Annotated in this window: 20 protein-coding genes and 1 riboswitch; of the genes, 15 read left to right on the plus strand and 5 right to left on the minus strand. The window is 65.6% G+C overall.

The features are described 5' to 3' along the window. Positions 1-179: 179 nt before the first annotated feature. Both ABQ137_RS15985 and ABQ137_RS15990 read right to left on the minus strand, forming a co-directional pair. Positions 180-1,838, minus strand: a complete 1,659-nt coding sequence (locus ABQ137_RS15985; RefSeq protein ID WP_126966657.1) for a PA domain-containing protein — start codon at positions 1,836-1,838, stop codon at positions 180-182. Next, positions 1,831-2,244, minus strand: coding sequence for a post-PEP-CTERM-1 domain-containing protein (locus ABQ137_RS15990; protein ID WP_184519592.1), 414 nt, complete (start codon positions 2,242-2,244; stop codon positions 1,831-1,833). Before ABQ137_RS15990 ends, ABQ137_RS15985 begins: the two co-directional genes overlap by 8 nt. A gap of 621 nt (positions 2,245-2,865) precedes the next feature. On the opposite strand from ABQ137_RS15990, the gene arsC reads away from it, so the two are divergent. Together arsC and def are read left to right on the plus strand one after the other, a co-directional pair. After that, positions 2,866-3,288, plus strand: coding sequence for an arsenate reductase (glutaredoxin) (gene arsC, locus ABQ137_RS15995; RefSeq protein ID WP_184519719.1), 423 nt, complete (start codon positions 2,866-2,868; stop codon positions 3,286-3,288). A 216-nt stretch (positions 3,289-3,504) separates the two neighbouring features. Further along, positions 3,505-4,020, plus strand: coding sequence for a peptide deformylase (def, locus tag ABQ137_RS16000; RefSeq protein WP_046344300.1), 516 nt, complete (start codon positions 3,505-3,507; stop codon positions 4,018-4,020). 60 nt (positions 4,021-4,080) lie between these two features. Here def and ettA read toward each other — a convergent pair whose 3' ends face one another. Further along, positions 4,081-5,742 carry an energy-dependent translational throttle protein EttA gene (ettA, locus tag ABQ137_RS16005; protein WP_024940592.1) on the minus strand — a complete coding sequence of 554 codons (1,662 nt, stop codon included), beginning with the start codon at positions 5,740-5,742 and terminating at the stop codon, positions 4,081-4,083. Between the two features lie 226 nt (positions 5,743-5,968). Here ettA and ABQ137_RS16010 point away from each other — a divergent pair, with 226 nt between their 5' ends. From ABQ137_RS16010 to ribD, 5 genes are all read left to right on the plus strand, one after another. Then, the gene (locus ABQ137_RS16010) at positions 5,969-6,484 is read left to right on the plus strand and encodes an RcnB family protein (RefSeq protein ID WP_024940591.1); all 516 of its coding nucleotides are present in this window, start codon (positions 5,969-5,971) and stop codon (positions 6,482-6,484) included. Between the two features lie 190 nt (positions 6,485-6,674). Beyond that, positions 6,675-7,928: a serine hydroxymethyltransferase gene (gene glyA, locus ABQ137_RS16015; RefSeq protein WP_039518987.1), complete on the plus strand. Its 1,254-nt coding sequence runs from the start codon at positions 6,675-6,677 to the stop codon at positions 7,926-7,928. 102 nt (positions 7,929-8,030) lie between these two features. Further along, entirely contained in the window at positions 8,031-8,555 is a 525-nt protein-coding gene (gene nrdR / locus ABQ137_RS16020; RefSeq protein ID WP_006453216.1) for a transcriptional regulator NrdR, read from the plus strand. Next, positions 8,552-9,037: a GNAT family N-acetyltransferase gene (locus ABQ137_RS16025; RefSeq protein ID WP_184519595.1), complete on the plus strand. Its 486-nt coding sequence runs from the start codon at positions 8,552-8,554 to the stop codon at positions 9,035-9,037. The genes nrdR and ABQ137_RS16025 overlap by 4 nt, the downstream gene beginning before the upstream one ends. Further along, on the plus strand, positions 9,034-10,128 hold the full coding sequence (gene ribD, locus ABQ137_RS16030) for a bifunctional diaminohydroxyphosphoribosylaminopyrimidine deaminase/5-amino-6-(5-phosphoribosylamino)uracil reductase RibD (protein ID WP_349783167.1): 1,095 nt from the start codon (positions 9,034-9,036) through the stop codon (positions 10,126-10,128). The genes ABQ137_RS16025 and ribD overlap by 4 nt, the downstream gene beginning before the upstream one ends. Positions 10,129-10,223: 95 nt before the next feature. On the opposite strand, the gene ABQ137_RS16035 is transcribed toward ribD, so the two are convergent. After that, a complete protein-coding gene (locus tag ABQ137_RS16035) occupies positions 10,224-10,847 on the minus strand; it encodes a hypothetical protein (protein ID WP_024940587.1) in 624 nt (207 codons plus the stop codon). Between the two features lie 219 nt (positions 10,848-11,066). Further along, positions 11,067-11,245: riboswitch (FMN riboswitch) on the plus strand. Between the two features lie 162 nt (positions 11,246-11,407). Here ABQ137_RS16035 and ABQ137_RS16040 point away from each other — a divergent pair. The 6 genes from ABQ137_RS16040 to ABQ137_RS16065 all read left to right on the plus strand — a co-directional run bounded on the left by ABQ137_RS16040 (position 11,408) and on the right by ABQ137_RS16065 (position 17,370). After that, the gene (locus ABQ137_RS16040) at positions 11,408-12,010 is read left to right on the plus strand and encodes a riboflavin synthase (RefSeq protein WP_024940586.1); all 603 of its coding nucleotides are present in this window, start codon (positions 11,408-11,410) and stop codon (positions 12,008-12,010) included. Continuing rightward, entirely contained in the window at positions 12,007-13,146 is a 1,140-nt protein-coding gene (ribB, locus tag ABQ137_RS16045; protein WP_184379238.1) for a 3,4-dihydroxy-2-butanone-4-phosphate synthase, read from the plus strand. The genes ABQ137_RS16040 and ribB overlap by 4 nt, the downstream gene beginning before the upstream one ends. Positions 13,147-13,416: 270 nt before the next feature. After that, complete coding sequence (gene ribH, locus ABQ137_RS16050; protein WP_005997267.1) at positions 13,417-13,881, plus strand: 6,7-dimethyl-8-ribityllumazine synthase; 465 nt, start codon at positions 13,417-13,419, stop codon at positions 13,879-13,881. After that, the gene (nusB, locus tag ABQ137_RS16055; protein WP_016902286.1) at positions 13,878-14,357 is read left to right on the plus strand and encodes a transcription antitermination factor NusB; all 480 of its coding nucleotides are present in this window, start codon (positions 13,878-13,880) and stop codon (positions 14,355-14,357) included. The genes ribH and nusB overlap by 4 nt, the downstream gene beginning before the upstream one ends. 110 nt (positions 14,358-14,467) lie before the next feature. Continuing rightward, positions 14,468-15,442, plus strand: a complete 975-nt coding sequence (gene thiL / locus ABQ137_RS16060; protein ID WP_054592513.1) for a thiamine-phosphate kinase — start codon at positions 14,468-14,470, stop codon at positions 15,440-15,442. A 347-nt stretch (positions 15,443-15,789) separates the two neighbouring features. Continuing rightward, positions 15,790-17,370 (plus strand): CocE/NonD family hydrolase, encoded by a 1,581-nt coding sequence (locus ABQ137_RS16065; RefSeq protein WP_184519601.1) that lies wholly within the window; start codon positions 15,790-15,792, stop codon positions 17,368-17,370. A gap of 620 nt (positions 17,371-17,990) precedes the next feature. Here ABQ137_RS16065 and ABQ137_RS16070 read toward each other — a convergent pair. Continuing rightward, positions 17,991-18,935 (minus strand): DegV family protein, encoded by a 945-nt coding sequence (locus tag ABQ137_RS16070; RefSeq protein WP_104544588.1) that lies wholly within the window; start codon positions 18,933-18,935, stop codon positions 17,991-17,993. 476 nt (positions 18,936-19,411) lie between these two features. Here ABQ137_RS16070 and ABQ137_RS16075 point away from each other — a divergent pair, with 476 nt between their 5' ends. Both ABQ137_RS16075 and ABQ137_RS16080 read left to right on the plus strand, forming a co-directional pair. Next, positions 19,412-20,227: a GH12 family glycosyl hydrolase domain-containing protein gene (locus ABQ137_RS16075; protein ID WP_046344285.1), complete on the plus strand. Its 816-nt coding sequence runs from the start codon at positions 19,412-19,414 to the stop codon at positions 20,225-20,227. A gap of 367 nt (positions 20,228-20,594) precedes the next feature. Next, positions 20,595-21,395, plus strand: coding sequence for a GH12 family glycosyl hydrolase domain-containing protein (locus ABQ137_RS16080; RefSeq protein WP_425519473.1), 801 nt, complete (start codon positions 20,595-20,597; stop codon positions 21,393-21,395). Positions 21,396-21,632: the final 237 nt, after the last annotated feature.

A 21,632-nucleotide genomic window follows, 5' to 3' on the forward strand; every position in this document is an offset into this window, starting at 1 on the left:
GGGTGTCTCTGGCCGGCGTTTTGCTGCGCGCTGTACACGCTTGCTGACGCGCGCGCGCCCTCGGTGGGGCATGGGCATCGCCGCGTGTGGCGCAGCGCGAACAGTGTGAGCACGGATAAACGAACGGCGCCTCCCGGCGCCGTTCGCATTGCATCGATTAACGCAGGCTGCGCCTGTTGTTACGGGCGCACCTTGGTGGCACAGACAAACACCGCTGCCTGTTGAATGCGGCTGATCGCACCCTGGTTCTGCAACTCGCGTGCGTGCTCGTCCATGCAGGTCAGATACCCCAGACGGTTGCCGGCATTCTGCGACTTGCACAGGCTATTTTCGGCCGAGATGTTGGCGCCGGGAATCAGCCCGCCGGTCTCCAGCGTCGGCACCAGCGTATTGCAGTTGCCCAGCTTGGCCAGCCCGCGATTGAGTGTCCAGCCGATATCGGCAAACAGCGCCGGGGTCAGGTCGATGTTCAGATGCGCCTGCACTTCCGGCGTATCGAACGGTTCCATCAACGCGTTCGGCTGCAGGTCGGTATCGAAGTGCGAGAACGTCGACCCGCCGGCCACCACGCTGGGCGAATACAGCCGCGTGCGGCCCGCGGTATCGGTGCCCTGCAACAGCTCGGGGTCTTCGTACAACGCCGCCACCACTCCGGCGCTGCCCTTCAGCCGCGCGCCATCGGTCTGCGACACCATGATCGCCGGGATGGTGATGTCGGTGATCGGCGGGGCGGCATTGCCCATCGTCTGCACGCCGGCCGCGTTGTTGGCCACGATCACGCCCACCGCACCGTTGAGCTGTGCGTTCTTGACCTTGATCGCGAACGCGCAGGTGCCGCGGTCGATCAGCGCCACCTTGCCGGCCACCTCGGCCGCATTGACGAACGGCGTTTCGCAACCATCGCTGGCCGATGCGGCAGCCACTCCGTCGTTGACCGTCACCACTGCGCGGGCCGGGAAATTGGCCGCCGTGGCCAGCGGCCCGAAGCTGGCAAAGCCCACCTCGAACTTGCCCGCCGCGCTGGCCGGTGCGCTCACCTGCAACAGGGTGCGCGGATCCAGGATCAGCGCCGCCTCGCGGTTGACGCGCGTGCCGGCCCACACCGTACGACCCGGCGTGCGCATCGCTTCGGCACGCAGCGCGTTGGTCATGGCCGGATCGTCGAAGCGCTTGTTCTGCACGTTGTCGTAGGCCTGCGCGGTGTAGACGTCGGTCAGGCCGCTGCCCGAGCCGAGCACGCCGGTGGTCTTGTTGAGGAAGCCCGCCGCACCCAGACCGTGGCCGATCTCGTGCATCACCACGTTGAGGAAGTTGATCTGGCCTTCGGGCGTCTTGCCGTCCAGGCCCAGGTACCAGCCCGAGCCGGCCAGGCAGTCGGGCTTGCCCAGATCGCCGTTGAATTGCGAGAACACGTCGGCCGGATCGCTGGGATCGGGGACCAGATCCTGCCCGGCGATCGCATCGCCCAACGCGGACGGATACAGCGTATTGGGCTTGGAGCCGGGGAAGTCGTTGACGATCCAGTTCGGGCCGGCCTGGCCCAGCGTGCCGCCGGTGGCGGTACAGGTCAGCCGCGCGAACGAGGCATACACCTTGATCTCGACGTTGCTCTGCAGCACCGCGCCCCACAGGTCCATCGCGTACTGGTAGGCGATGCGACGCTGCTCGCCGACCGAGCGCCCGGGGTTGCCGCCCAACGGCGCTGCGCTGGTGGGATCGTTCAAGCCGACGCTGGTGCCGGCATCGCCATTGATCAGCGTGACATTGGCGGCGCTTGCATGCAGCGGCGCGATGGCCGCAGCCACGGCCAGGGACAACAGCAACAAGGGCTTATTCATGCGGCAGCGCTCCGTGCTCGGCGTGGGCGGGTTGGGTGTCGGCGTCTTCGCTGTGCTCGATGACGATGCGGCCATCGGCCTGACGGGTCGCCACCAGCGAGCTCATCTGCGTGGCCGGCAACTTGCGCGCCACGGTGCCGTTGGGCAGGCGTCGCTCGGTCGCGCGTGCGGCCGATTCGGTCTGCGGAACCGTAGTGCGGGCAGCGCTGCTGCGGGCAGCCGACGCGGCCTGCTGATCCAGCGCCGCGCTCTCGGCGTCAGTCAGCGGACGCAGCTTGCCGGTGACGGGATCGATACCCACCTTGGAACCGCTGCTTGCAGCCTCTTGCGCCACGGCAAGGGCCGGCAGGCAGGCGACGCACAACACACCGGACAGCATCCATCCGGGCTTACGAAAGCTCATCATCGTTGGGGTTTCCTTGAGTCCAACAGGGAAAAGGGACGCCGTGCAGACACCGGCATCGGGGGAATCCTTCCGTTTCAGTCTGTTCATGACTGAATCATGAATCCGTGATGTGTGTCAATCTTTTGACATATTGGCCGCTGAATGCGAAGCGAGAGCCTGAAACGGTCATCGCGGCAGTTGCGTTGGGGAAATTTCCGGGGATTGCAGCGGCAGCTGGACCCAGATCGGCCAGATTTTTGACACGAACCAACCGGGCCGGAAGCCTCCCTTTTCCTGGGGAGAAGGTGCCTCAGCCAAGATCCGGACGACTCATTTCCCTGCTCCCATCGGGAGAAGGTGCCACGAAGGGGCGGATGAGGGGTCGTGCGAAGCCTGGTGGAGGTTGAGAGCAGGGATTCGGGTGCACCTGAGCTCGCCCCGCACCCTGGCCAAGCCCACGCAGGCAGTGCGGTCGTACCAATGCGCGCAAGCCATGCGTTGGTGGCCTGCTGGGAGATGCTTATGCCCGGCATCGGCATCGGCATCGGCATCGGCTGCGCGTACGCTGCGCTGGCTCTGCACGCCGCGCGCCATTCGGCCGCAGCGCGTTACAGTCTTGGTGACTCCGCGCACCAGGTTCCCATGCACGCCGTCATCTATCACAACCCCAACTGCGGGACCTCCAGCAACACGCTCGCCCTGATCCGCCACACCGGCATCGAACCGCAGATCGTCGATGACCTGCAGCACCCGCCCACCCGCGAAACGCTGCAGTCCCTGATCGCCGCCGCCGGCATCCCGGTTCGCGCGGCCATGCGTCAGAAAGGCACCCCGTATCTGGAACTGGGACTCGACGATCCCGCGCTGGACGACGCAGCGTTGCTGAGCGCAATGCTCACGCATCCACTCCTGATCAACCGCCCCTTCGTGCAAACCGCGTTGGGGACGCGCTTGTGCCGCCCCTCCGAACGCGTGCTCGACCTGCTGCCGCCCGCGACGAGCGGTTTCGTCAAGGAAGACGGCGAACGCGGGCTGGACGATGCCGGGCAACGCGTAACGGGCTAATAGACAGATACCCGAAACCCAGTCGCTCCACATCAAGCGCAGCCACCTCAGCTCAGATGCGAAACGCCAAGCAGCGCCACTGACACCCCAGCGACCAATTACTAATTTCCCATTCTCCATTGCCGAACCCCAATCCCCAATCCCGACTCCCCGAACCTCACCCCCACCTCCCGCACAGGTCTTAGAATCGCCGCAACGTTTCCCGGGAGCAGTCAGATGATTCGCGAGATTATCCGCATGGGCGACAAGCGCCTGCTGCGCGTGGCGCCGCCGGTGACCAACCTGGGCAGTGCCGAGCTGCGCGCGCTGGTGGCCGACATGTTCGAGACCATGGACGATGCGCGTGGCGTGGGCCTGGCCGCACCGCAGATCGCTGTGGACCTGCAGCTGATGGTGTTCGGCTTCGAAGCCAGCGAACGCTATCCCGATGCGCCGGCGGTGCCGCGCACCGCGTTGGCGAATGCGCAGATCGAACCGCTGTCGGAAGAAATGGAAAACGGCTGGGAAGGGTGTCTGTCGATTCCCGGCTTGCGTGCGGTCATTCCGCGCTATCGCCACATTCGCTACCGCGGCTTTGCGCCGGACGGCAGCCCGATCGAGCGCGAGGCCGAAGGCTTCCACGCACGCGTGGTGCAGCACGAGTACGACCATCTGGTCGGCCGCCTGTATCCCTCGCGGATCGAGAACTTCGCCACCTTCGGCTTCGAAGACGTGCTGTCCTACGACCTGTAGGCCATCGGTCGCAGCTGCACCCGCATGTAACAAGGGCGCCTTGCGGCGCCCTTGTCGTGCTTACTTGAGCGCCTTGAAGCGCAGACGCTTGGGACCTGCGTCATCGCCCATGCGGCGGCGCTTGTCTTCTTCGTACTCGCGGTAGTTGCCTTGGAAGAACTCCACATGCGAGTCGCCTTCGAACGCCAGGATGTGCGTGGCGATGCGGTCCAGGAACCAGCGGTCATGCGAGATCACGAAGGTGTTGCCCGGGAACTCCAGCAACGCATCTTCCAGCGCACGCAGGGTCTCGATGTCCAGGTCGTTGGACGGTTCGTCGAGCAGCAGCACGTTGCCGCCCTGCAGCAGGGTCTTGGCCATGTGCAGGCGACCGCGCTCACCACCGGACAGCGAGCCGACCATCTTCTGCTGGTCCTGGCCCTTGAAGTTGAAGCGGCCGATGTAGGCGCGCGACTGGATCTCCACGCCGTTGATGTTGAGGATGTCCAGGCCGCCAGCAATCTCCTGGAACACGTTGTGGTTGCCTTCCAGCTTGTCGCGGCTCTGGTCCACGTAGGACAGCTGCACGGTCGGGCCGACCACGATCTCGCCGGAATCGGGCTTCTCCGCGCCGGTGATCATCTTGAACAGGGTCGACTTACCGGCACCGTTGGGGCCGATGATGCCGACGATGGCGCCGGGCGGCACGATCATCGACAGATTGTCGATCAGCAGGCGGTCGCCGAACTTCTTGGAGACGTTCTTGAACTCCATCACCGCATTGCCCAGGCGCTCGCCTGGCGGAATGAAGATCTCGTTGGTCTCGTTGCGCTTCTGGTAGTCCACCGACTGCAGTTCTTCCAGGCGGGCCAGACGCGCCTTGCCCTTGGTGCGGCCGCCCTTGGCGTTCTGGCGCGACCATTCCAGTTCCTTCTGGATCGCCTTCTGGCGCGACTTTTCCTGGTTGTCTTCCTGCTTGAGGCGCTCGTCCTTCTGGGTCAGCCAGTCGGTGTAGTTGCCCTTCCACGGAATGCCGCGGCCGCGGTCCAGTTCCAGGATCCACTCGGCGGCGTTGTCGAGGAAGTAGCGATCATGCGTTACCGCCACCACGGTGCCGGTGTAGCGCGCCAGGAACTGCTCCAGCCATTCCACCGATTCGGCGTCCAGGTGGTTGGTCGGTTCGTCGAGCAGCAGCATGTCCGGCTTCTGCAGCAGCAGCCGGCACAGCGCCACGCGGCGCTTTTCGCCACCGGACAGCTTGCCGACCACCGCGTCCCACGGCGGCAGGCGCAGCGCATCGGCGGCCACGTCCAGCTGGTTTTCCAGGGTGTGCGCATCGCCGGCGGCCAGGATCGCTTCCAGGCGTTCCTGTTCCTTGGCCAGGGCGTCGAAATCGGCGCCTTCCTCGGCATAGGCCAGGTACACCGCATCCAGCGCGGCCTGGGCCTGCAGCACGTCGCCCACGCCTTCCTCGACCGCTTCGCGCACGGTGTGCTCGGGGTTGAGCTGCGGTTCCTGCGCCAGGTAGCCGACCTTGATGCCGGCCTGGGGACGGGCTTCGCCCTCGAAATCGGTATCCACGCCGGCCATGATCTTCAGCACCGTGGACTTGCCGGCGCCGTTCAGGCCCAGCAGGCCGATCTTGGCGCCCGGGAAAAAGCTCAGCGAGATGTCCTTGATGATCTGCCGCTTGGGCGGGACCACCTTGCTGACGCGGTTCATGGTGTAGATGTATTGCGACATGGGTGCTCCGTGGACGCAGGCAGCCCACCGGCCGGGGCCGGAGGCAGCGGAAAAGGGATTGCGCCGATTATACGGGCAACCGGCCTGGCTCGCGGCGGCGCGTCGGCAGCTAAACGGCAGCTTACCTTCCACCTGAATGGGCGTTTTCGTAATCGATTCCAGCAAGAATGCGTTAAGGCGGCCAGCGCCTTAATGAAATTGCGACATCGCAGACAGGAGCAATCCCATGAACCGCAAACGCATCGTGACTGTTGTGCTTTCCTCCATCCTGGCGCTGGGCTCCGTGGCCCCGGCAGCGTTTGCCGACGACTGGGGCCGCGGCCACGACCGTCGTGGTCATGATCGCGACGATCGCCACGACCGCGATCACCGTGGCAATTGGCGCAACGACCGCCGCGACTGGCATGACGAGCGCCGGGCCGACCGCCGCGATGACCGCCGTTACTACAGCAACGGCTACCGCGAGGGGTATCGCGATGCCCGTTATCAGGACCGTCGCTACGACCGCAACCGGGTCTATGTCTACGATCGCCCCAGCTACTACCGCCCCGGCCCGCCGCCGCGCCCGTACTGGGCCCGCGGTCAGCGTTACCACGGCCCGGTCTACGTGATCAACGACTACGATCGCTACAACCTGCGCCGCCCGCCGTATGGCTACCGTTGGCAGCGCGACAACACCGGCAATCTGCTGCTGGTGGCCATCGCCACCGGGGTGATCGCCGACCTGGTGCTCAACAACTAAGCCTGTCTACCGTCCGGGTCAGGCCTGGGTAGGCAGGGAACCCGCAAAGGCGCACTCCGGTGCGCCTTTGTCGTTCAGGGCGGAACCTGCCATGGCGCGCCTGGCCTCGCCAGCGTCTCAATTGGTCACCTGTCCATGCGGGGGCTTACAATCTGCGCCCCTACTGGCAACAGCTGCCCCGGAGCTCTGCATGTTCTCGCGCGACGTCCGACTGGAAACCTACGACCCCGAACTGGCCAAGGCCATCGCTGCTGAAGCCGGCCGCCAGGAGGATCACGTCGAGCTGATCGCCAGCGAAAACTACTGCAGCCCGCTGGTGATGGAGGCCCAGGGCAGCCAGCTGACCAACAAGTACGCCGAAGGCTACCCGGGCAAGCGCTACTACGGTGGTTGCGAGTTCGTCGACATTGCCGAGCAGTTGGCGATCGAGCGCATCAAGCAGGTGTTTGGTGCCGATTATGCGAACGTGCAGCCGCATAGCGGCTCGCAGGCCAACCAGGCGGTGTATCTGGCGCTGCTGCAGCCCGGCGACACCATCCTGGGCATGAGCCTGGCCCATGGCGGCCACCTCACCCACGGCGCCAAGGTCAACGTCTCCGGCAAGCTGTTCAACGCCGTGCAGTACGGCGTCAACGAGCAGGGCCTGATCGACTATGACGAAGTCCAGCGACTGGCCACCGAGCACAAGCCGAAGATGGTCGTGGCCGGGTTCTCGGCGTATTCGCAGAAGATCGACTGGGCGCGTTTCCGCGCCATCGCCGACAGCGTCGGTGCGTATCTGTTCGTGGATATGGCGCATGTGGCCGGCCTGGTCGCCGCAGGCGTGTATCCGAGCCCGCTGGAGCATGCGCACGTGGTCACCTCGACCACGCACAAGACCCTGCGCGGCCCGCGCGGCGGCATCATCGTGGCCAAGGGCGCGAGCGAAGAGCTGCAGAAGAAGCTGCAGTCGATCGTGTTCCCCGGCATTCAGGGCGGCCCGCTGATGCACGTGATCGCGGCCAAGGCGGTGGCGTTCAAGGAGGCGCTGGAGCCGGAATTCAAGACCTACCAGCAGCAGGTGGTCAAGAACGCGCAGGCGATGGCCAACACGCTGATCGCGCGCGGCTACAAGATCGTGTCCGGCGGCACCGAAAATCACCTGATGCTGGTGGACATGATCGGCCGCGACGTCTCCGGCAAGGATGCAGAGGCCGCGCTCGGCAAGGCGCACATCACCGTCAACAAGAACTCGGTGCCCAACGACCCGCGCTCGCCGTTCGTCACCTCCGGCCTGCGCCTGGGCACCCCGGCAATCACCACCCGCGGTTACCTGGAGCAGGACAGCATCGACCTGGCCAACTGGATCGCCGACGTGCTCGACGCCCCCAGCGACGAAGCGGTGCTGGCCAAGGTCCGCGACGCGGTGACCGCGCAGTGCAAGAAGTATCCGGTGTATGGCTGAGGTGCCGGGATTGGTGATTCGGGATTGGGGATGCGCGACAAGCGCGTCCTTACTCCTGCTGTTGCCAATCCCCAATCCCCACTTCCCAATCTCGGCGACCTGATGCACTGCCCCTTCTGCCAGCACAACGACACCCGCGTGATCGATTCGCGGGTGTCCGAAGACGGAACGACGATTCGTCGGCGTCGCGAGTGCGAGGCGTGTGGCGAGCGTTTCAGCACCCTGGAGACGATCGAGCTCAAGCTGCCGACCGTGGTCAAGAGCGATGGCGGGCGCGAGGCGTTCGATGCGCGCAAGCTGCGCACCAGTTTCGACCGCGCGCTGCAAAAGCGTCCGGTGTCCGAAGAACAGATCGAAGCGGCGGTGCGCGCGGTGGTGCATCAGTTGCGCATGTCCGGCGAGCGCGAGGTGGGCTCGCTGCGCGTGGGCGAATACGTCATGGTCGAGCTGCGCAAGCTCGATCATGTGGGCTATGTGCGCTTCGCCTCGGTGTACCGCAGCTTTCAGGACGTGGCCGATTTCCGCGAGGAAATCGAAAAGCTCGAGCGCGAGCTCCCGGTCGGCATCGAGCAGTTGCCGTTGCTGGAAGCGGCCCTGGAGCGCGCCGGCAAGCCCGGCAAGCGGTGAGCGCGATGCGCATCGCGTGCGTGGCCGACGCGCCGCAGCTGCTGCCCGCCATCGCGCAGGCGCATCTGCAGGCCTTCGGCAGTCTGTTGCCGGACTGGAATTTCGATCAGGCCTTGAGCGAGTTGCGTAGCCACACGCGCGACGGGGTGATCCCGACCACGTGGGTGGCGCTCGATCAGGCGCAGTGGCTCGGGTCGGTCAGCCTGCTGGAAAACGACGATTCGCGCATTCGGCAATGGTCGCCATGGCTGGCGTCGCTGTACGTGCAGCCGCAGGCGCGCGGGCAGGGCATCGGCGAGGCGCTGGTGACGCACTGCGTGCAGGCCGCCGCGCGCATGGGCGTGCCGGCGTTGTACCTGTATTGCCAACCAGTGCTGGTGCCGTTTTATCAGCGGCTGGGCTGGCAGACGCATGCAGAATTACTGCTGGGGCCGATGCAGATCGTGGTGATGTGTATCGAACTGCAAGCGGCAACGCAATGAGCGCAACGGCCGACGACCATCGCTGGATGGCGCAGGCATTGCGCCTGGCCGAGCGTGGCGCCTACACCACCCGCCCCAATCCGATGGTTGGCTGCGTGATCGTGCGCGATGGCGTATGCGTGGGCGAGGGCTTTCATCAACGTGCCGGCGGCCCGCATGCGGAAGTGTTCGCGCTGCGCGCAGCCGGCGCGCTGGCGCGTGGCGCCACCGCCTATGTCACGCTGGAGCCGTGTGCGCATTACGGACGCACGCCGCCCTGTGCGCTGGCCTTGATCGATGCCGGCGTTGCGCGTGTGGTTGCGGCGATGGCCGACCCGTTTCCGCAGGTCAACGGCGGCGGATTTGCGCTGATGCGCGAGGCCGGAATCGAAGTGCTCAGTGGTGTCCTGCAAACACAGGCGCGCGCGCTGAATCGTGGGTTTCTGTCGCGGGTGGAGCGTGGGCGGCCGTGGTTGCGGGTCAAGCTTGGCGCCAGCCTGGATGGGCGTACGGCGCTGGCCAGCGGTGAATCCAAGTGGATCACCGGAAGTGACGCGCGCGCAGACGTGCAGCGCTGGCGCGCGCGTGCGGGCGCGATCCTCACTGGTGCGGGCACGGTGCTGGCCGACGACCCCTCCATGACGGTGCGGCTGGGCGATGACACGCCGGTCGTGCCGCCGCTGCGCGTGGTGCTCGATGCTGGGCTACGGACGTTGGCATGCAGGAACCTGCGTCAGGGCGATGCGCCCACGCTGTATCTGCATGGCGAGAATGTGGCCGCGCCGTCGCTGGACGATGCGCAGTTCCTTGCGATGCCGTTGCATGCCGGCCGCTTCGATCTGGCGGCGGTGGTGGCACTGCTTGGCGAGCGCGGCATCAACGAGGTGCATGTGGAAGCCGGCGCAACGCTGGGTGGTGCGCTGCTGCAGGCCGGGCTGGTCGACGAACTGCTGGTCTACATGGCGCCGGTACTGCTGGGCGATACCGCCAGGCCGCTGCTGGCCGGGCTGGGCATCGAGACGATGGCGCAGCGCGCTGCGTTGCAGCTGCTGGATGTGCGCCAGCTCGGTCAGGATCTGCGTCTGCGCTATGCGCCGGTTGTTGCCGGGTGAGCGCTGCATGGCGCGCGCGATGCAGCGCAGCTGTGCTGTTGCGCGCATGAAAAAGGCCCCGCATGCGGGGCCTTGGTGTATCTGAGTCGCCTCGATCAGAAGCTCGCGCGCACGCCGACCTTGTACTGGTTGGCGTTGTCGACGAACTGCGCTTCGGCGACCAGGCCCCAGGTGCGGGTGAAGTTGACCTGACCACCCAGGGTGCCGACGAACTCGCCTTCGTCCACGTCGCTACCGTCGATATAGCCGGCCTTGATCCAGGCTTCGGTCCGCGGCGAGGGCTTGCCGCGCAGGCCCAGGTTGGCGAAGCCCAGGTTGGTCGAGTCCGACGCCTTGTCGATCGAACGGCCGCGCAGGCGCAGATCGGATTCGACCTTGGTGCGCAGCACGCTGATGTCGGCGGTGAACTCGACGCGCTCGGTCATTTCCTGGCGGTAACCGATACCCGCCGTGGCCTGCTGCAGGGTGCCGTCGATCACGAAGCCGCTGCCGAGGTTGTAGTCCTTGGTGGCACGCTCGTAGCTGGCCAGCAGGTAGACCGGCTGGGCAATCTGCCAGGAGCCGCGGATGTAGCCGCCATCGATGTCGTCGGACGCGTCGTTGACGTTGATTTCGGTCCGGTTCCAGCCGCCTTCGACATAGGAATAGCTCAGGCCTTCGGCCGATGCGGCAAACGGTGCGGCGGCCAGCAGGGCAGCCAGAATCAGGGTGTTACGCATTGGATGTCTCTCTCCGAATTGATGTCCGTGTCTCCGTCCCCGTTGCGGGAGGGAAAAAGCGACGTCTCCCGTCGCGGCGCGTAAATTAACAGATCCTTCACAATCCTGGCTATGGGGGATTTCCCCACATGACGCAGTGTCCTGTCAGCCTTGGCCCACGCTCAGCCATCGCGCCGATGTGCCCTGTTAGACTTTGCGCACCGGTTCGCCGGTACTCACGAACGTCTTCAGGGCGGGGTGCGATTCCCCACCGGCGGTAGGCATGCGCAAGCATGCGAGCCCGCGAGCGCTTGCACTTCAGGGTTGAGCGGATCCACGCGAAACCCCTGCTGCGCAAGGTCAGCAGATCCGGTGCGATGCCGGGGCCGACGGTATAGTCCGGATGAAAGAAGACGGCCAACGCGCAGCTTTGCGGCTGTGCGCGCGCCTGTTTGCCTTGTGGCGTTTTTCGCTCAACTCCTGCGAGAAACGACTATGTCCATGCGTCACCCGTCGCGCTGCGTCGCGATCTTCCACCGCACCCCGTCCGCGCTGTCGTCATCAACGACGGGGGGGCGCTGATGTTTACCGGAATCATCGAAGGCGTCGGCCATCTGGCGGCGCGCCAGCCGCAGGGCGGCGATGTGCGTTTCACCTTCGCCACCGGCAACCTGCCGTTCGAGGCGGTGCAACTGGGCGAGAGCATCGCGGTTAACGGCGTGTGCCTGACCGTGATCGCTTTCGACGCGGGCAGCTTCCAGGCCGATGCCTCCACCGAAACCCTGTCGCTGACCACGTTGGGCGCCTTGCCGGAAGGTGCGTTGCTCAATCTGGAGCGCGCGATGCGCCCGACCGACCGCCTCGGCGGGCATCTGGTCAGCGGGCATGTCGACGGCCTGGGCCAGGTGCAGTCGGTACATGGCGATGCACGGGCGCAACGTTGGCGGTTTGCCGCCCCGCCGGCGGTGTTGCGCTATGTCGCCAAGAAGGGCTCGATCTGCGTGGACGGGGTCAGCCTCACCGTCAATGAAGTGGACGCGGACGGCTTCGAGGTCGCGTTGATTCCGCACACGGTGGCCAACACCGCGTTTGCGCAGACCGCGGTTGGCGCGGCGGTGAATCTGGAAATCGACCTGGTGGCGCGCTATGTCGAACGCCTGCTGGGCACGCGGGGTGCGGCATGAATTTCGCACCCGTTCCGGAATTGATCGAGGAACTGCGCGCCGGCCGCATGGTGGTGATCGTCGATGACGAGGACCGCGAGAACGAAGGCGATCTGATCATGGCGGCCGAGCTGGTCAAGCCGTCGGACATCAACTTCATGGTGACCCACGCGCGCGGGCTGGTGTGTCTGTCGCTGACCCGCGAGCGCTGCGCGCAGCTCGGCCTGGCGCCGATGGTGCGCAACAACACCGCGCAGTTCCAGACCAACTTCACCGTCAGCATCGAGGCGGCCGAAGGCGTGACCACCGGCATTTCCGCCTACGACCGCGCACACACCGTGCGCACCGCGGTGCGGCCGGATGCCAAGCCGCAGGATCTGAGCCAGCCGGGGCATATCTTCCCGCTGATCTCCCAGCCCGGCGGCGTGCTGACCCGCGCCGGCCATACCGAAGCGGCCAGCGACCTGCCGATGCTGGCCGGGCTGGAACCGGCCGGCGTGCTGGTGGAAGTGCTCAACCCGGACGGCAGCATGGCGCGCCGCCCGCAGCTGGAAGTGTTCGCGCGCGAGCACGGGCTGAAGATGGGCTCGATCGCCGATCTGATCGCCTACCGCCTGGCCAACGAGCACACCGTCGAGCGCGTGGACGAGCGCGAGATCAGCACCGAGTTCGGCCCGTTCACGCTGGTGACCTACCGCGACCGCATCGCCCACGACCTGCACTTTGCGCTGGTGCGCGGCACTGCCGATCCGGCCATGCCGACGCTGGTGCGCGTGCAGGTGGAGAACCCGCTGGCCGATCTGCTGCACTGGCAGCGCGACGACTTTGGCGTGGCCGCCACCGATGCATTGCGTGCGATCGCCGCCGAAGGGCAGGGCGTGATGGTGGTGCTGTCGGCGCCGCGCGACAGCGAATCCTTGCTGGCGCGGTTGCGCCAGCAACCGGAAGCGGCCACCAACGCCAAGGACGTCAGCCAGTGGCGGCGTAACGGGGCCGGGGCGCAGATCCTGGCCGAACTGGGCCTGGGCAAGCTGCGCGTGCTGGGCACGCCGCGGCGTCAGGTGGGTCTGGCCGGGTTCGGGCTGGAGGTGGTGGAGTACCTGGAATGCCACGCGGGCGAAGGGGTGCGCTCGGTGCCGGCGGCCGCGCTGCCGTGATGTAGCGCGGGCGGCATGGAGCCGCCGCTGTCCGGTGGTTGCCGGAGGCGCAGCAGGAATCGCGCTGGTCGAGCGGTTCCTGCGGTTGTTGCGTATCGACCATGCCCGCTGCGAGCTGCCAGCTGCCGCCGCACCAGCCCCTGCTGCGCGCTCCACAATCGTTTCCTGGAGACATGGCCGGGCCTGCTTCGGCACCCGGCCGCCACGCACCGGCCGGGGCCAGGCCCCGGCAGCTGTTAAACTTGCCGCCCCCTCGAGTTGCCGACCCGCATGACCCACTACGAAGGCGATCTCCGCCCCACCACCGCGCGCTTTGCGATCATCGCCAGCCGCTGGAATGCCCGCATCACCGACGCGTTGGTCACCGGTGCGCGTCAGAGCCTGGCCGGCAACGGCATCGGCGAGGACGCCATCGACGTGATCCGCGTGCCGGGCGCCTGGGAAATCCCGATCGCCGCCAACCGCCTGGGGCAATCCGGACAGCATGCGGCGATCATCGCGCTGGGCTGCGTGATCCGCGGCGACACCCGCCACTACGAACACGTCGCCGACCTCTGTGCCGAAGGCCTGATGAGCGTGCAGTTGCAGACCGGCGTGCCGGTGCTCAACGGCGTGCTCGCGGTCGAGCGCGTGGAAGATGCCGAGGCGCGTGCCGGTGGCAGCCATGGCAACAAGGGCGAAGAATGCGCGCTTGCGGCATTGGAACTGGTCAATTTGATGGAGTTGTTGCCATGAGCAAGTCCGGTGGACACGCCCGCCACGTCCGTCGCGACGGCATCGACCCGGTGCTGCGTTCGCGCGCGCGTCGGCGCGCCTTGCAGGCGGTGTATGCCTGGCAGATTTCCGGCGGGTTCGCCAAGCAGGTGATCTCGCAGTTTGCGCATGAGCAGGCGCACGAAGTGGCCGATCTGGCCTATTTCGAAAACCTGGTCGAAGGCGTGCTGAGCAACCGCGCCGAGCTGGATACCGCGCTGACCCCGTATCTGGATCGCGGCGTGGAAGAAGTCGACGCGATCGAGCGCGCAGTGCTGCGCCTGGCTGCCTACGAGCTGCTGTATCGCCAGGACGTGCCGTACCGCGTGGTGATCAACGAAGCGATCGAAACCGCCAAGCGCTTCGGCTCCGAGCACGGCCACACCTACGTCAACGGCGTGCTGGATCGCGCCTCGGTGGAGTGGCGCAAGGTGGAGTCGGGCGCTAGCGGCGCCTGAGGCGCCTCGGGATTGGGCAGTTGGGATTGGGGATTGGCCGCGGAGCTGGTACCTGCCAATGTGCGCCGTGACCAATCCCCACTGCCAAATCCCCAATCCCGGCCCTTCAAATGCCCGAATTCGATCTAATTGCCCGCTTGCGCGCGCGCATTGCGGCGCGTGCGGATGTGCCGTTGGGGATTGGCGACGATGCGGCGCTGCTGCAGCCGCCGCCGGGTGAGCAACTGGCGATCACCGCCGATACGCTCAATGCGGGCGTGCATTTCCCGCACGAGACGCGTGCCGAGGATCTGGGCTGGAAGACGCTGGCGGTCAATCTGTCCGACCTGGCGGCGATGGGCGCGCAGCCGCGCTGGTGCACCCTGTCGCTGTCGTTGCCGCACGACGATGCTGCCTGGGTCGACGCATTCGCCGATGGATTCTTTGCACTGGCCGATGCGCATGACATTGCGCTGGTCGGTGGCGACACCACGCGCGGGCCGTTGGCGTGTGCGGTGACCGCGATCGGCAGCCTGCCGCCGGGCGCGGCGCTGCGTCGCGATGGCGCGCGTGTGGGCGACGACGTCTGGGTCACCGGCGCGCCGGGCGAGGCGGCGGCGGCCTTGTCGCTGTGGCAGGCCGGCCAGCTGGACGTGACCTGCGCGGCGGCCGATCCGTTGCACGAACTGTGGCGCGGCCGGCTGCTGCGCCCGCAGCCGCGCGTGCAGGCCGGGCTGCGCTTGCGTGGGCTTGCGCATGCCTGTGTGGACATCTCCGACGGCTTGCTCGCCGATCTGGGCCATCTGTGCGAACGCAGCGGTGTGGGCGCGCAGCTGGCGCTGGCGGCACTGCCGGCGATGCCGCGCAGTACCGGGATCAGTGCGCTGCAATGCATCGGTTGGCAACTCGGCGGCGGCGACGACTACGAGCTGTGCTTCACCGCCGCCGTGCAACACCGCGACGCGGTGGTGCAGGCGATGGACTTCGCCGGAGTCGCGGTGACGCGCATCGGCCAGATCGTCGCCACGCCGGGCGTGGTGGTCCACGACGCCGACGGCAACCCGTGGCAGCCGCCGCAACGCGGATATCAGCACTTCGTGGGCTGAGCTGAGCGCGCAGGAAGCGTTGCGCGGGCGTGCTGCGTTGCAGCCAACGTCTGCGGGTCGGGAGCGGCCATGCGATGGCGTCCACCGGCTTGCACTTCAGCACGTGCCAGCCATTGCGGCGCCTACGCTCCCGCCTCCCGCCTCCCGCCTCCCGCCTCCCGAATCCCGAATCCCGAATCCCGAATCCCGAATCCCGAATCCCGAATCCCGAATCCCGAATCCCGAATCCCGGCCCTTGAGCCATACCGTACCGTCTGGTACGTTCGCGACGTTCTCCCCCTGAACCACGGATGCATGGCAGTTGCCGCTGGGCCATCCCGGCCTGGCCTTGCGTGGGAGAGATCCGCATGAACAAGCGTTGGATCGGAGGCATCGCCGCATTGGCGTTGCTGGTGGCATCGGCGTCGGCGGTCGCGGGCGCTTTCAGCAAGACCTACGAACGGATTCCCGGCTGGGACGGCGCGCCGATGGGCGCACTGGTCTTGGTGCCGCAGGGGCAGGGCAGCGGGCCGTTTCCGCTGATCGTGATGCCGGCCAGTTGGTCGTTGCCGAATCTGGAGTACCTCGGTCGCGCGACCCAGCTGGCCAGCGATGGCTACGTGGTCGTCAGCTACACCTCGCGCGGGTTCTGGGATTCGGCCGGGCAGATCGATATCGCCGGCGCCGACACCGTGGAAGACGTCAGCGCGGTGATCGACTGGGCGCTGGCGCATACGCCGGCCAATGCGAATGCGATCGGTGCGTCGGGCATCTCGTATGGCGCGGGTATCAGCCTGCTGGCGGCCGAGCGCGATCCGCGCATCAAGGCCGTGGCTGCGCTCAGCGGCTGGGCGGACCTGGAAGCGTCGCTGTATTCCAACCGCACCGTCAGCCAGCAAGGCGTTGGGCTGTTGGTCGGTGCCGGCGCGTTGACCGGACGTCCCGGCCCGGATCTGGCGCAGATCAGCACACGGGTTGCCGTTGGCGATTACGACGGCGCCGTGCAGGGCTTCCTGCCGCAGGCCGCGTCGCGCAGCCCGGCAAGCGATGTGGCCGCGCTCAATGCGCGTGGCACGGCGGTGCTGCTGGGCAATGCCTTCAACGACGGCCTGTTTCCGCCGAACCAGACCATCGCATTCTTCAATCAGTTGCGCGGGCCCAAGCAGTTGCTGCTCAGTCAGGGCGATCATGCCACCGCAGAACTGCCGGGCGCGCTCGGCCTGCCCAACGAGGTCTACACGGCGACCACGCGCTGGTTCGATCGTCATCTCAAGCAGCTGCGTAACGGCGTGGACAGCGAAGCGCCGGTGCGGTTGTCGCCGCGCGCGGGGCAATGGCTGGAGTACGCGGATTGGGCGTCGGTGCAACAGGTCAACATGCGCCTGGGGTTATCTGCACCTTCCGGATTGCTCAGCCCGACAGGCGGCTTGATCGGCGGCACCGCCAGCGGCTGGCAATCGCGCATTGCCACCGATGTGCCGACGTTGGCCGACTCGGGCGTGGTCCTGGTCAGTGGCCTGTTGCAAGGCATCGGTGTGCCGGTCACCACCTCGATTCCGTTGGTCAATCGCATCGGCGCGGCAGTGTGGGTGGGTGCGCCATCGAACACGCTACGGCGGCTGGCCGGCAGTCCATCGCTGCGCGTGACCGTGGTACCCAGCCAATCGAAAGTGAGCCTGTTCGCCTATCTGTATCGCATGGATGCGTTAGGCGTGGCGCAACTGATCACGCATGCGCCGTACTCGCTACGCGGGGCTAGACCTGGCCAAGCAGTGACGCTGGATTGGCCACTGCAAGCGGCTGCTACGGAGATTCCGGCAGGGCAGCGCCTGGTGCTGGTGATCGACACGCAGGACGTACGCTACACCGATGCCAGCGACGGCGGCGGCACGGTGACGTTTACTTCGCCGGCGGCAACGCCATCGGTATTGAACGTGCCGCTGCGGTAACGCTGCGCTGGACTAACTCGGATGGTGCCGCGTCCAGTCATGGTCCCAATGCAAGCGCGAGCAACGCGCAAGCTTTGGAAAGTATCGATTAACTCTCAGAGCGGTGTCCTCGCCGCTTGCGGGACCCTTGGCGGCATGGATGCCGCCAAGGAGCTTCAAGGGATGGATTCACGGCGTGTCCCGCAAGTGATGAGGGTGCTGCGCGCTCGACTCATCGAGTTTTTGAATTAAGCATCTGGTCGCGTCCAGACAATGCCAACGTTCTAAGTCGCGATTGGGTTAGGCGTTTGTGTTTCGAGAGTTCGAACAATACGGATAGATCAGTTGTAGAGCGGTTGCTCTGCGGCCTGGCGGGAGGGCCCTTGCCCGCCCACCCTCGCGGGACACGCCGCAAGGACGTCCATGTAGGCTCTTACGCGGCATCCATGCCGCGTAAGGTCCCGCGACGGTGGGCGGGCAAGGACCAGTCGAGATGGTCGGTGTGCACGGGCAAGCAGCGCATAACATGTCGAGATGGTCGGTGTGCGTGGTTGTCTTTGGAGATCCGGGGTGCGCGGATAGGTCAGCTGTAGATCGGCGTGTCCTGAAGCCGGCGAGGGCGCCGCGCGCCGGCCTTGTTTTCAGGCCGCAAAGGTATGCGGTTCGGCTGCAAATGCCACGGCCAGTGCGCCCTTGCCGACGTTGACCATGCCGGTCAGGCTCATCACGCTTTCGAACAATTCCACGTTGTGGGTCTGACAGGCGCTTTGCAGGGCGGCGTAGCCGGGCAGGGCGTGCAGCTCGGCCAGTTCGCCGCCGTAGCCCACGCAGACGGTCGGTGTCATCAAGCCCTCGCGGATCTTGCGCACGGTGAAGCCGAACAGCTTTTCGGTCGACGGCTCGAAGCCTTTCAACTTGGCCACCGGTTCGGTGACGCCGCGGTAGGCGCGCAGCACTGGCTTGATGTCCAGCGCACTGCCGAGCGCGGCGCTGATCAGGCCCACGCTGCGATCGCCCTTAGTGCGTGCGCGCGCACGCAGGTAGTAGAGATCGCGCGGAATCATGTAGCCGTAGGTGTGTTCGGCCAGCTGTTCGAGCCGGCTGCGGATTGCTGCCACGCCCTGACCCTGCGCGCGCAGGCGTACCGCTTCCACTGCGGTGATGCCCTGGCCGGCAAACAGGTTGAGCGTATCGATCACGCGCAGCGCGAACGGCGAGGTGTGGCCGGCGGCCTGCCGGATCGGCTTGTAATCGTTGAGGATCGCGAAGCTGGCCTGCATCGCGTTATCGAAGATCTGGCTGCGCAGCTTGGAGATGGTCAGGCAGAACACGTGGTCGTAGTCGATGACCAGCCGTTGCAGGAACAGGTCGCGAATCTGGTTGACCGAAAACGGCGTAGTTTCCGCTTCGTGCCCACGCTCGGCCACATGTGCCTGCAGAAAGCTCAGCGTCGCTTCCTCATCGCGGTGATCGGCCAATACCGCTTCGCCGATACGTACGCTGATCGGCAATACGATGACGTTGTTTTGTTGAATGAAGTCCTGCGGCAAATCGCAGGCACTGTCCACCACGATTCCGATGCGCATCGTCGCCCCCTCCGGCTGTTGCGTTATCTGTAACTGCGAACGCTATCGCAAAACAGCGGAGGCGAGTAGGGCCGCGGTCGAAGGCCGGGTGCCGAAGCGCGCAAGCCGCGGACGGGAGCCTGGCGCGCGGTCATCAGGCAAGCTCGACGGAGGCGAATGGACCGCCGCGAGCAGCTGCAGGCGCTGTCAAAACGCAGATCGCCCCGATGTGGCTCCGCAGCATTGGCGCGCACCGCGCCGTCATGCAGATGACCGGTACATCCTGTCGCACTGCGATTTACCTTGCGAACTGAGGATCGGCGCACGCTTCGGCTGCAAGGTGGCGCCCGCTATCGCAGATGGCGAGCGAGGCCTGCTGCAATTGCTATAGCTCCCGTCACAACGCCGCTGCTAGGGTCCGACGCGACCGCTGCAAAGCGGCTCTCGACGCTGCCGCACCGGCATCGCCGCGCTGAACTTACTCGGAGAGAGTCAACATGCAAAACAGCCAATCCAGCACCCTTACTCAGACTGGCGCACAGGCGCCGACTACACGGCGGCGCGCATCGCGCTGGTGGAAGGCTGCACTGGCCGTGGGTCTGGTCGCGCTGACGCCGGCGGCGCTGGCCGGTCCCTACAAGATCTTCGGTAACCACTATGCGTGGGTCAATAATTTCAACGATCCCAACAACATCATCCAGGGCACGTTCGGCACCGGCAGCACGCCCGAGCTGACCGTGACCTTCAACTTCGCCGACTACAATCTCTACGGCTATCCGGCGATCGTGCGCGGCTGGCATTACGACTGGAACCCGACCAGCGACACGCTGTTTCCGCGGCAGATTTCCTCGCTGAGCAAGATCCCGCTCAAGTTCACCTACAGCGCCGGCGGGACCAATCTCGCAGGCGACTTTGCCTACGACATCTTCTTCCGCTGGGATACCGCCAAGGGCAACCCGCAGCTGGAAGTGATGATCTGGGGCGACCACAACTCCTGGCCGATCGGCACACTAACTGCCAGCAAGGTGATCACCGCGGGCGGGCGTACCTTCGACCTGTGGGAGGGCTTCAACTCCGGCGCCGGCTATTACGTCTATACGTTCATCCCGACCGGCACCGCCGGGCAGGCCACGCTCAAGACCAGCGGCAGCCTCAACGTGGACGCCAAGCCCTTCCTCAACTGGCTGCAGACCAACCGGTCCAAGGATGGGCGCTACAACAACAGCATGTACCTGCATGCAGCCGAAGCGGGTTTTGAAGTGGTGCGCGGCAATGGCTGGGCCAAGGTGAGCGCGACGCTGGACGCGCAGTAAGCACGATGCCCATCGGCGACATGGCCGAGGGTGCGTCATTAGCGTAAAGACCGGCGTGCAGCACACCGCACGCCGGTGATCGCACCTGCGGCGCTGGCCTGACAATCGTCGACGATTGCAGGCCGCTTGAGAGCCAACGAGGTGGCATGTGCGCGACGCACGCATTGCATGCCTCGCGTACTGGATGAGGCCACGGTGACCGGTTCGCATGGATGACCACTTCTGCGCCCCGTCAGTGCGTGGACATTCGGAATACCGCGCACCCGTGTCGTGGTGCCGGATGCGCAAGGGTCGGTCATCCACTGCGCGGTGTTGCGCCGTTGTGGTGGGGGCCTGTGTCCAACCATCCATCATCGGAGTACACCCCATGCAAGTGCACGACGGTCTTCGTTCGCTGCTGTCCCTGCGTTGCGGCTTGTGGTTGCCGCGCGCCGCTGCGCTGGCCTTGGCACTGGCCGCTGCCAGCGCCAGTGCCTATACCGGCCAGACCAAGGTCTACGGCACGCAGTATGCGTACAACAATAATTTCAACGACAAAAACAATAATATCCAGGCGACGTTCGGGTCGGGCAGCACGCCGAGCATGACAATCAGCTACAACCTGCCCAGCGGCACCTTGTATGGTTACCCGGCGATCTGCCGCGGTTGGCATTACACGATGAATCCGGCCACCGACAGCTACTTTCCGCATCAGGTATCCAAGATCGCCAGCTTGAGCGGCGCATTGGCATTCACCACCAAGGGTAGCGGGCAGACCGGCGATTTCGCATACGACCTGTTCTTCCGCAAGGACACCAGCAAGGGCAATCCGCAGCTGGAAGTGATGATCTGGGGTGCCAACAATTCGTACCCGCTGGGCACCCTGACGACCTCCAATGCCATCACCTCAGGCGGCGTCACCTACGATCTGTGGGAAGGCAACAACGATGCCGCCGGCTATTACGTCTATACCTTCATTCCACATGGCACGGCCGGCAACAGCAATGCCTTGCCGGCCAAGGGTAGTGTCAATGTCGACGTCAAGGCTTTCCTGACCAGGTTGCAGGACCTGCGTGCCAGCGATGGCCGCTACAGCAATGCGCTGTATCTGCAGGTGGTGGAGGGCGGCTTCGAGGTCACCGGCGGCATGGGCACGGTGTCGCTCAGCGGGTCGATTGCCGCCAAGTAAGCATGCTTGCCGACAGCGATCGACTGGCGGCAGTCAGGCAGGCAGAGCAGCGCGTAGGTCTTGTGCATGACGACGTGCATTGACCACGCATTGTTAGGGCCTGCCATTTCCTGAGCCTTATGCGCCATCGCATTCACCGCACGCAGCCGCGTGCGGTGAATGCGACATCGGTGTGTCTTGCACTGCCATCGCCAGCCCTGCGCTCTTACCAATCAAATGCGGCACGTTCCACGGACT

It is taken from the genome of Xanthomonas sp. WHRI 8393 (assembly GCF_040203315.1).
GTDB lineage: Bacteria > Pseudomonadota > Gammaproteobacteria > Xanthomonadales > Xanthomonadaceae > Xanthomonas > Xanthomonas arboricola.

Coding starts and splice junctions, on each gene's coding strand:
- ABQ137_RS15985 (WP_126966657.1), bottom strand. CDS start 1,838: ATGAATAAGCCCTTGTTGCTGTTGTCCCTGGCCGTGGCTGCGGCCATC.
- ABQ137_RS15990 (WP_184519592.1), bottom strand. CDS start 2,244: ATGATGAGCTTTCGTAAGCCCGGATGGATGCTGTCCGGTGTGTTGTGC.
- arsC (WP_184519719.1), top strand. CDS start 2,866: ATGCACGCCGTCATCTATCACAACCCCAACTGCGGGACCTCCAGCAAC.
- def (WP_046344300.1), top strand. CDS start 3,505: ATGATTCGCGAGATTATCCGCATGGGCGACAAGCGCCTGCTGCGCGTG.
- ettA (WP_024940592.1), bottom strand. CDS start 5,742: ATGTCGCAATACATCTACACCATGAACCGCGTCAGCAAGGTGGTCCCG.
- ABQ137_RS16010 (WP_024940591.1), top strand. CDS start 5,969: ATGAACCGCAAACGCATCGTGACTGTTGTGCTTTCCTCCATCCTGGCG.
- glyA (WP_039518987.1), top strand. CDS start 6,675: ATGTTCTCGCGCGACGTCCGACTGGAAACCTACGACCCCGAACTGGCC.
- nrdR (WP_006453216.1), top strand. CDS start 8,031: ATGCACTGCCCCTTCTGCCAGCACAACGACACCCGCGTGATCGATTCG.
- ribD (WP_349783167.1), top strand. CDS start 9,034: ATGAGCGCAACGGCCGACGACCATCGCTGGATGGCGCAGGCATTGCGC.
- ABQ137_RS16035 (WP_024940587.1), bottom strand. CDS start 10,847: ATGCGTAACACCCTGATTCTGGCTGCCCTGCTGGCCGCCGCACCGTTT.
- ABQ137_RS16040 (WP_024940586.1), top strand. CDS start 11,408: ATGTTTACCGGAATCATCGAAGGCGTCGGCCATCTGGCGGCGCGCCAG.
- ribB (WP_184379238.1), top strand. CDS start 12,007: ATGAATTTCGCACCCGTTCCGGAATTGATCGAGGAACTGCGCGCCGGC.
- ribH (WP_005997267.1), top strand. CDS start 13,417: ATGACCCACTACGAAGGCGATCTCCGCCCCACCACCGCGCGCTTTGCG.
- nusB (WP_016902286.1), top strand. CDS start 13,878: ATGAGCAAGTCCGGTGGACACGCCCGCCACGTCCGTCGCGACGGCATC.
- thiL (WP_054592513.1), top strand. CDS start 14,468: ATGCCCGAATTCGATCTAATTGCCCGCTTGCGCGCGCGCATTGCGGCG.
- ABQ137_RS16065 (WP_184519601.1), top strand. CDS start 15,790: ATGAACAAGCGTTGGATCGGAGGCATCGCCGCATTGGCGTTGCTGGTG.
- ABQ137_RS16070 (WP_104544588.1), bottom strand. CDS start 18,935: ATGCGCATCGGAATCGTGGTGGACAGTGCCTGCGATTTGCCGCAGGAC.
- ABQ137_RS16075 (WP_046344285.1), top strand. CDS start 19,412: ATGCAAAACAGCCAATCCAGCACCCTTACTCAGACTGGCGCACAGGCG.
- ABQ137_RS16080 (WP_425519473.1), top strand. CDS start 20,595: ATGCAAGTGCACGACGGTCTTCGTTCGCTGCTGTCCCTGCGTTGCGGC.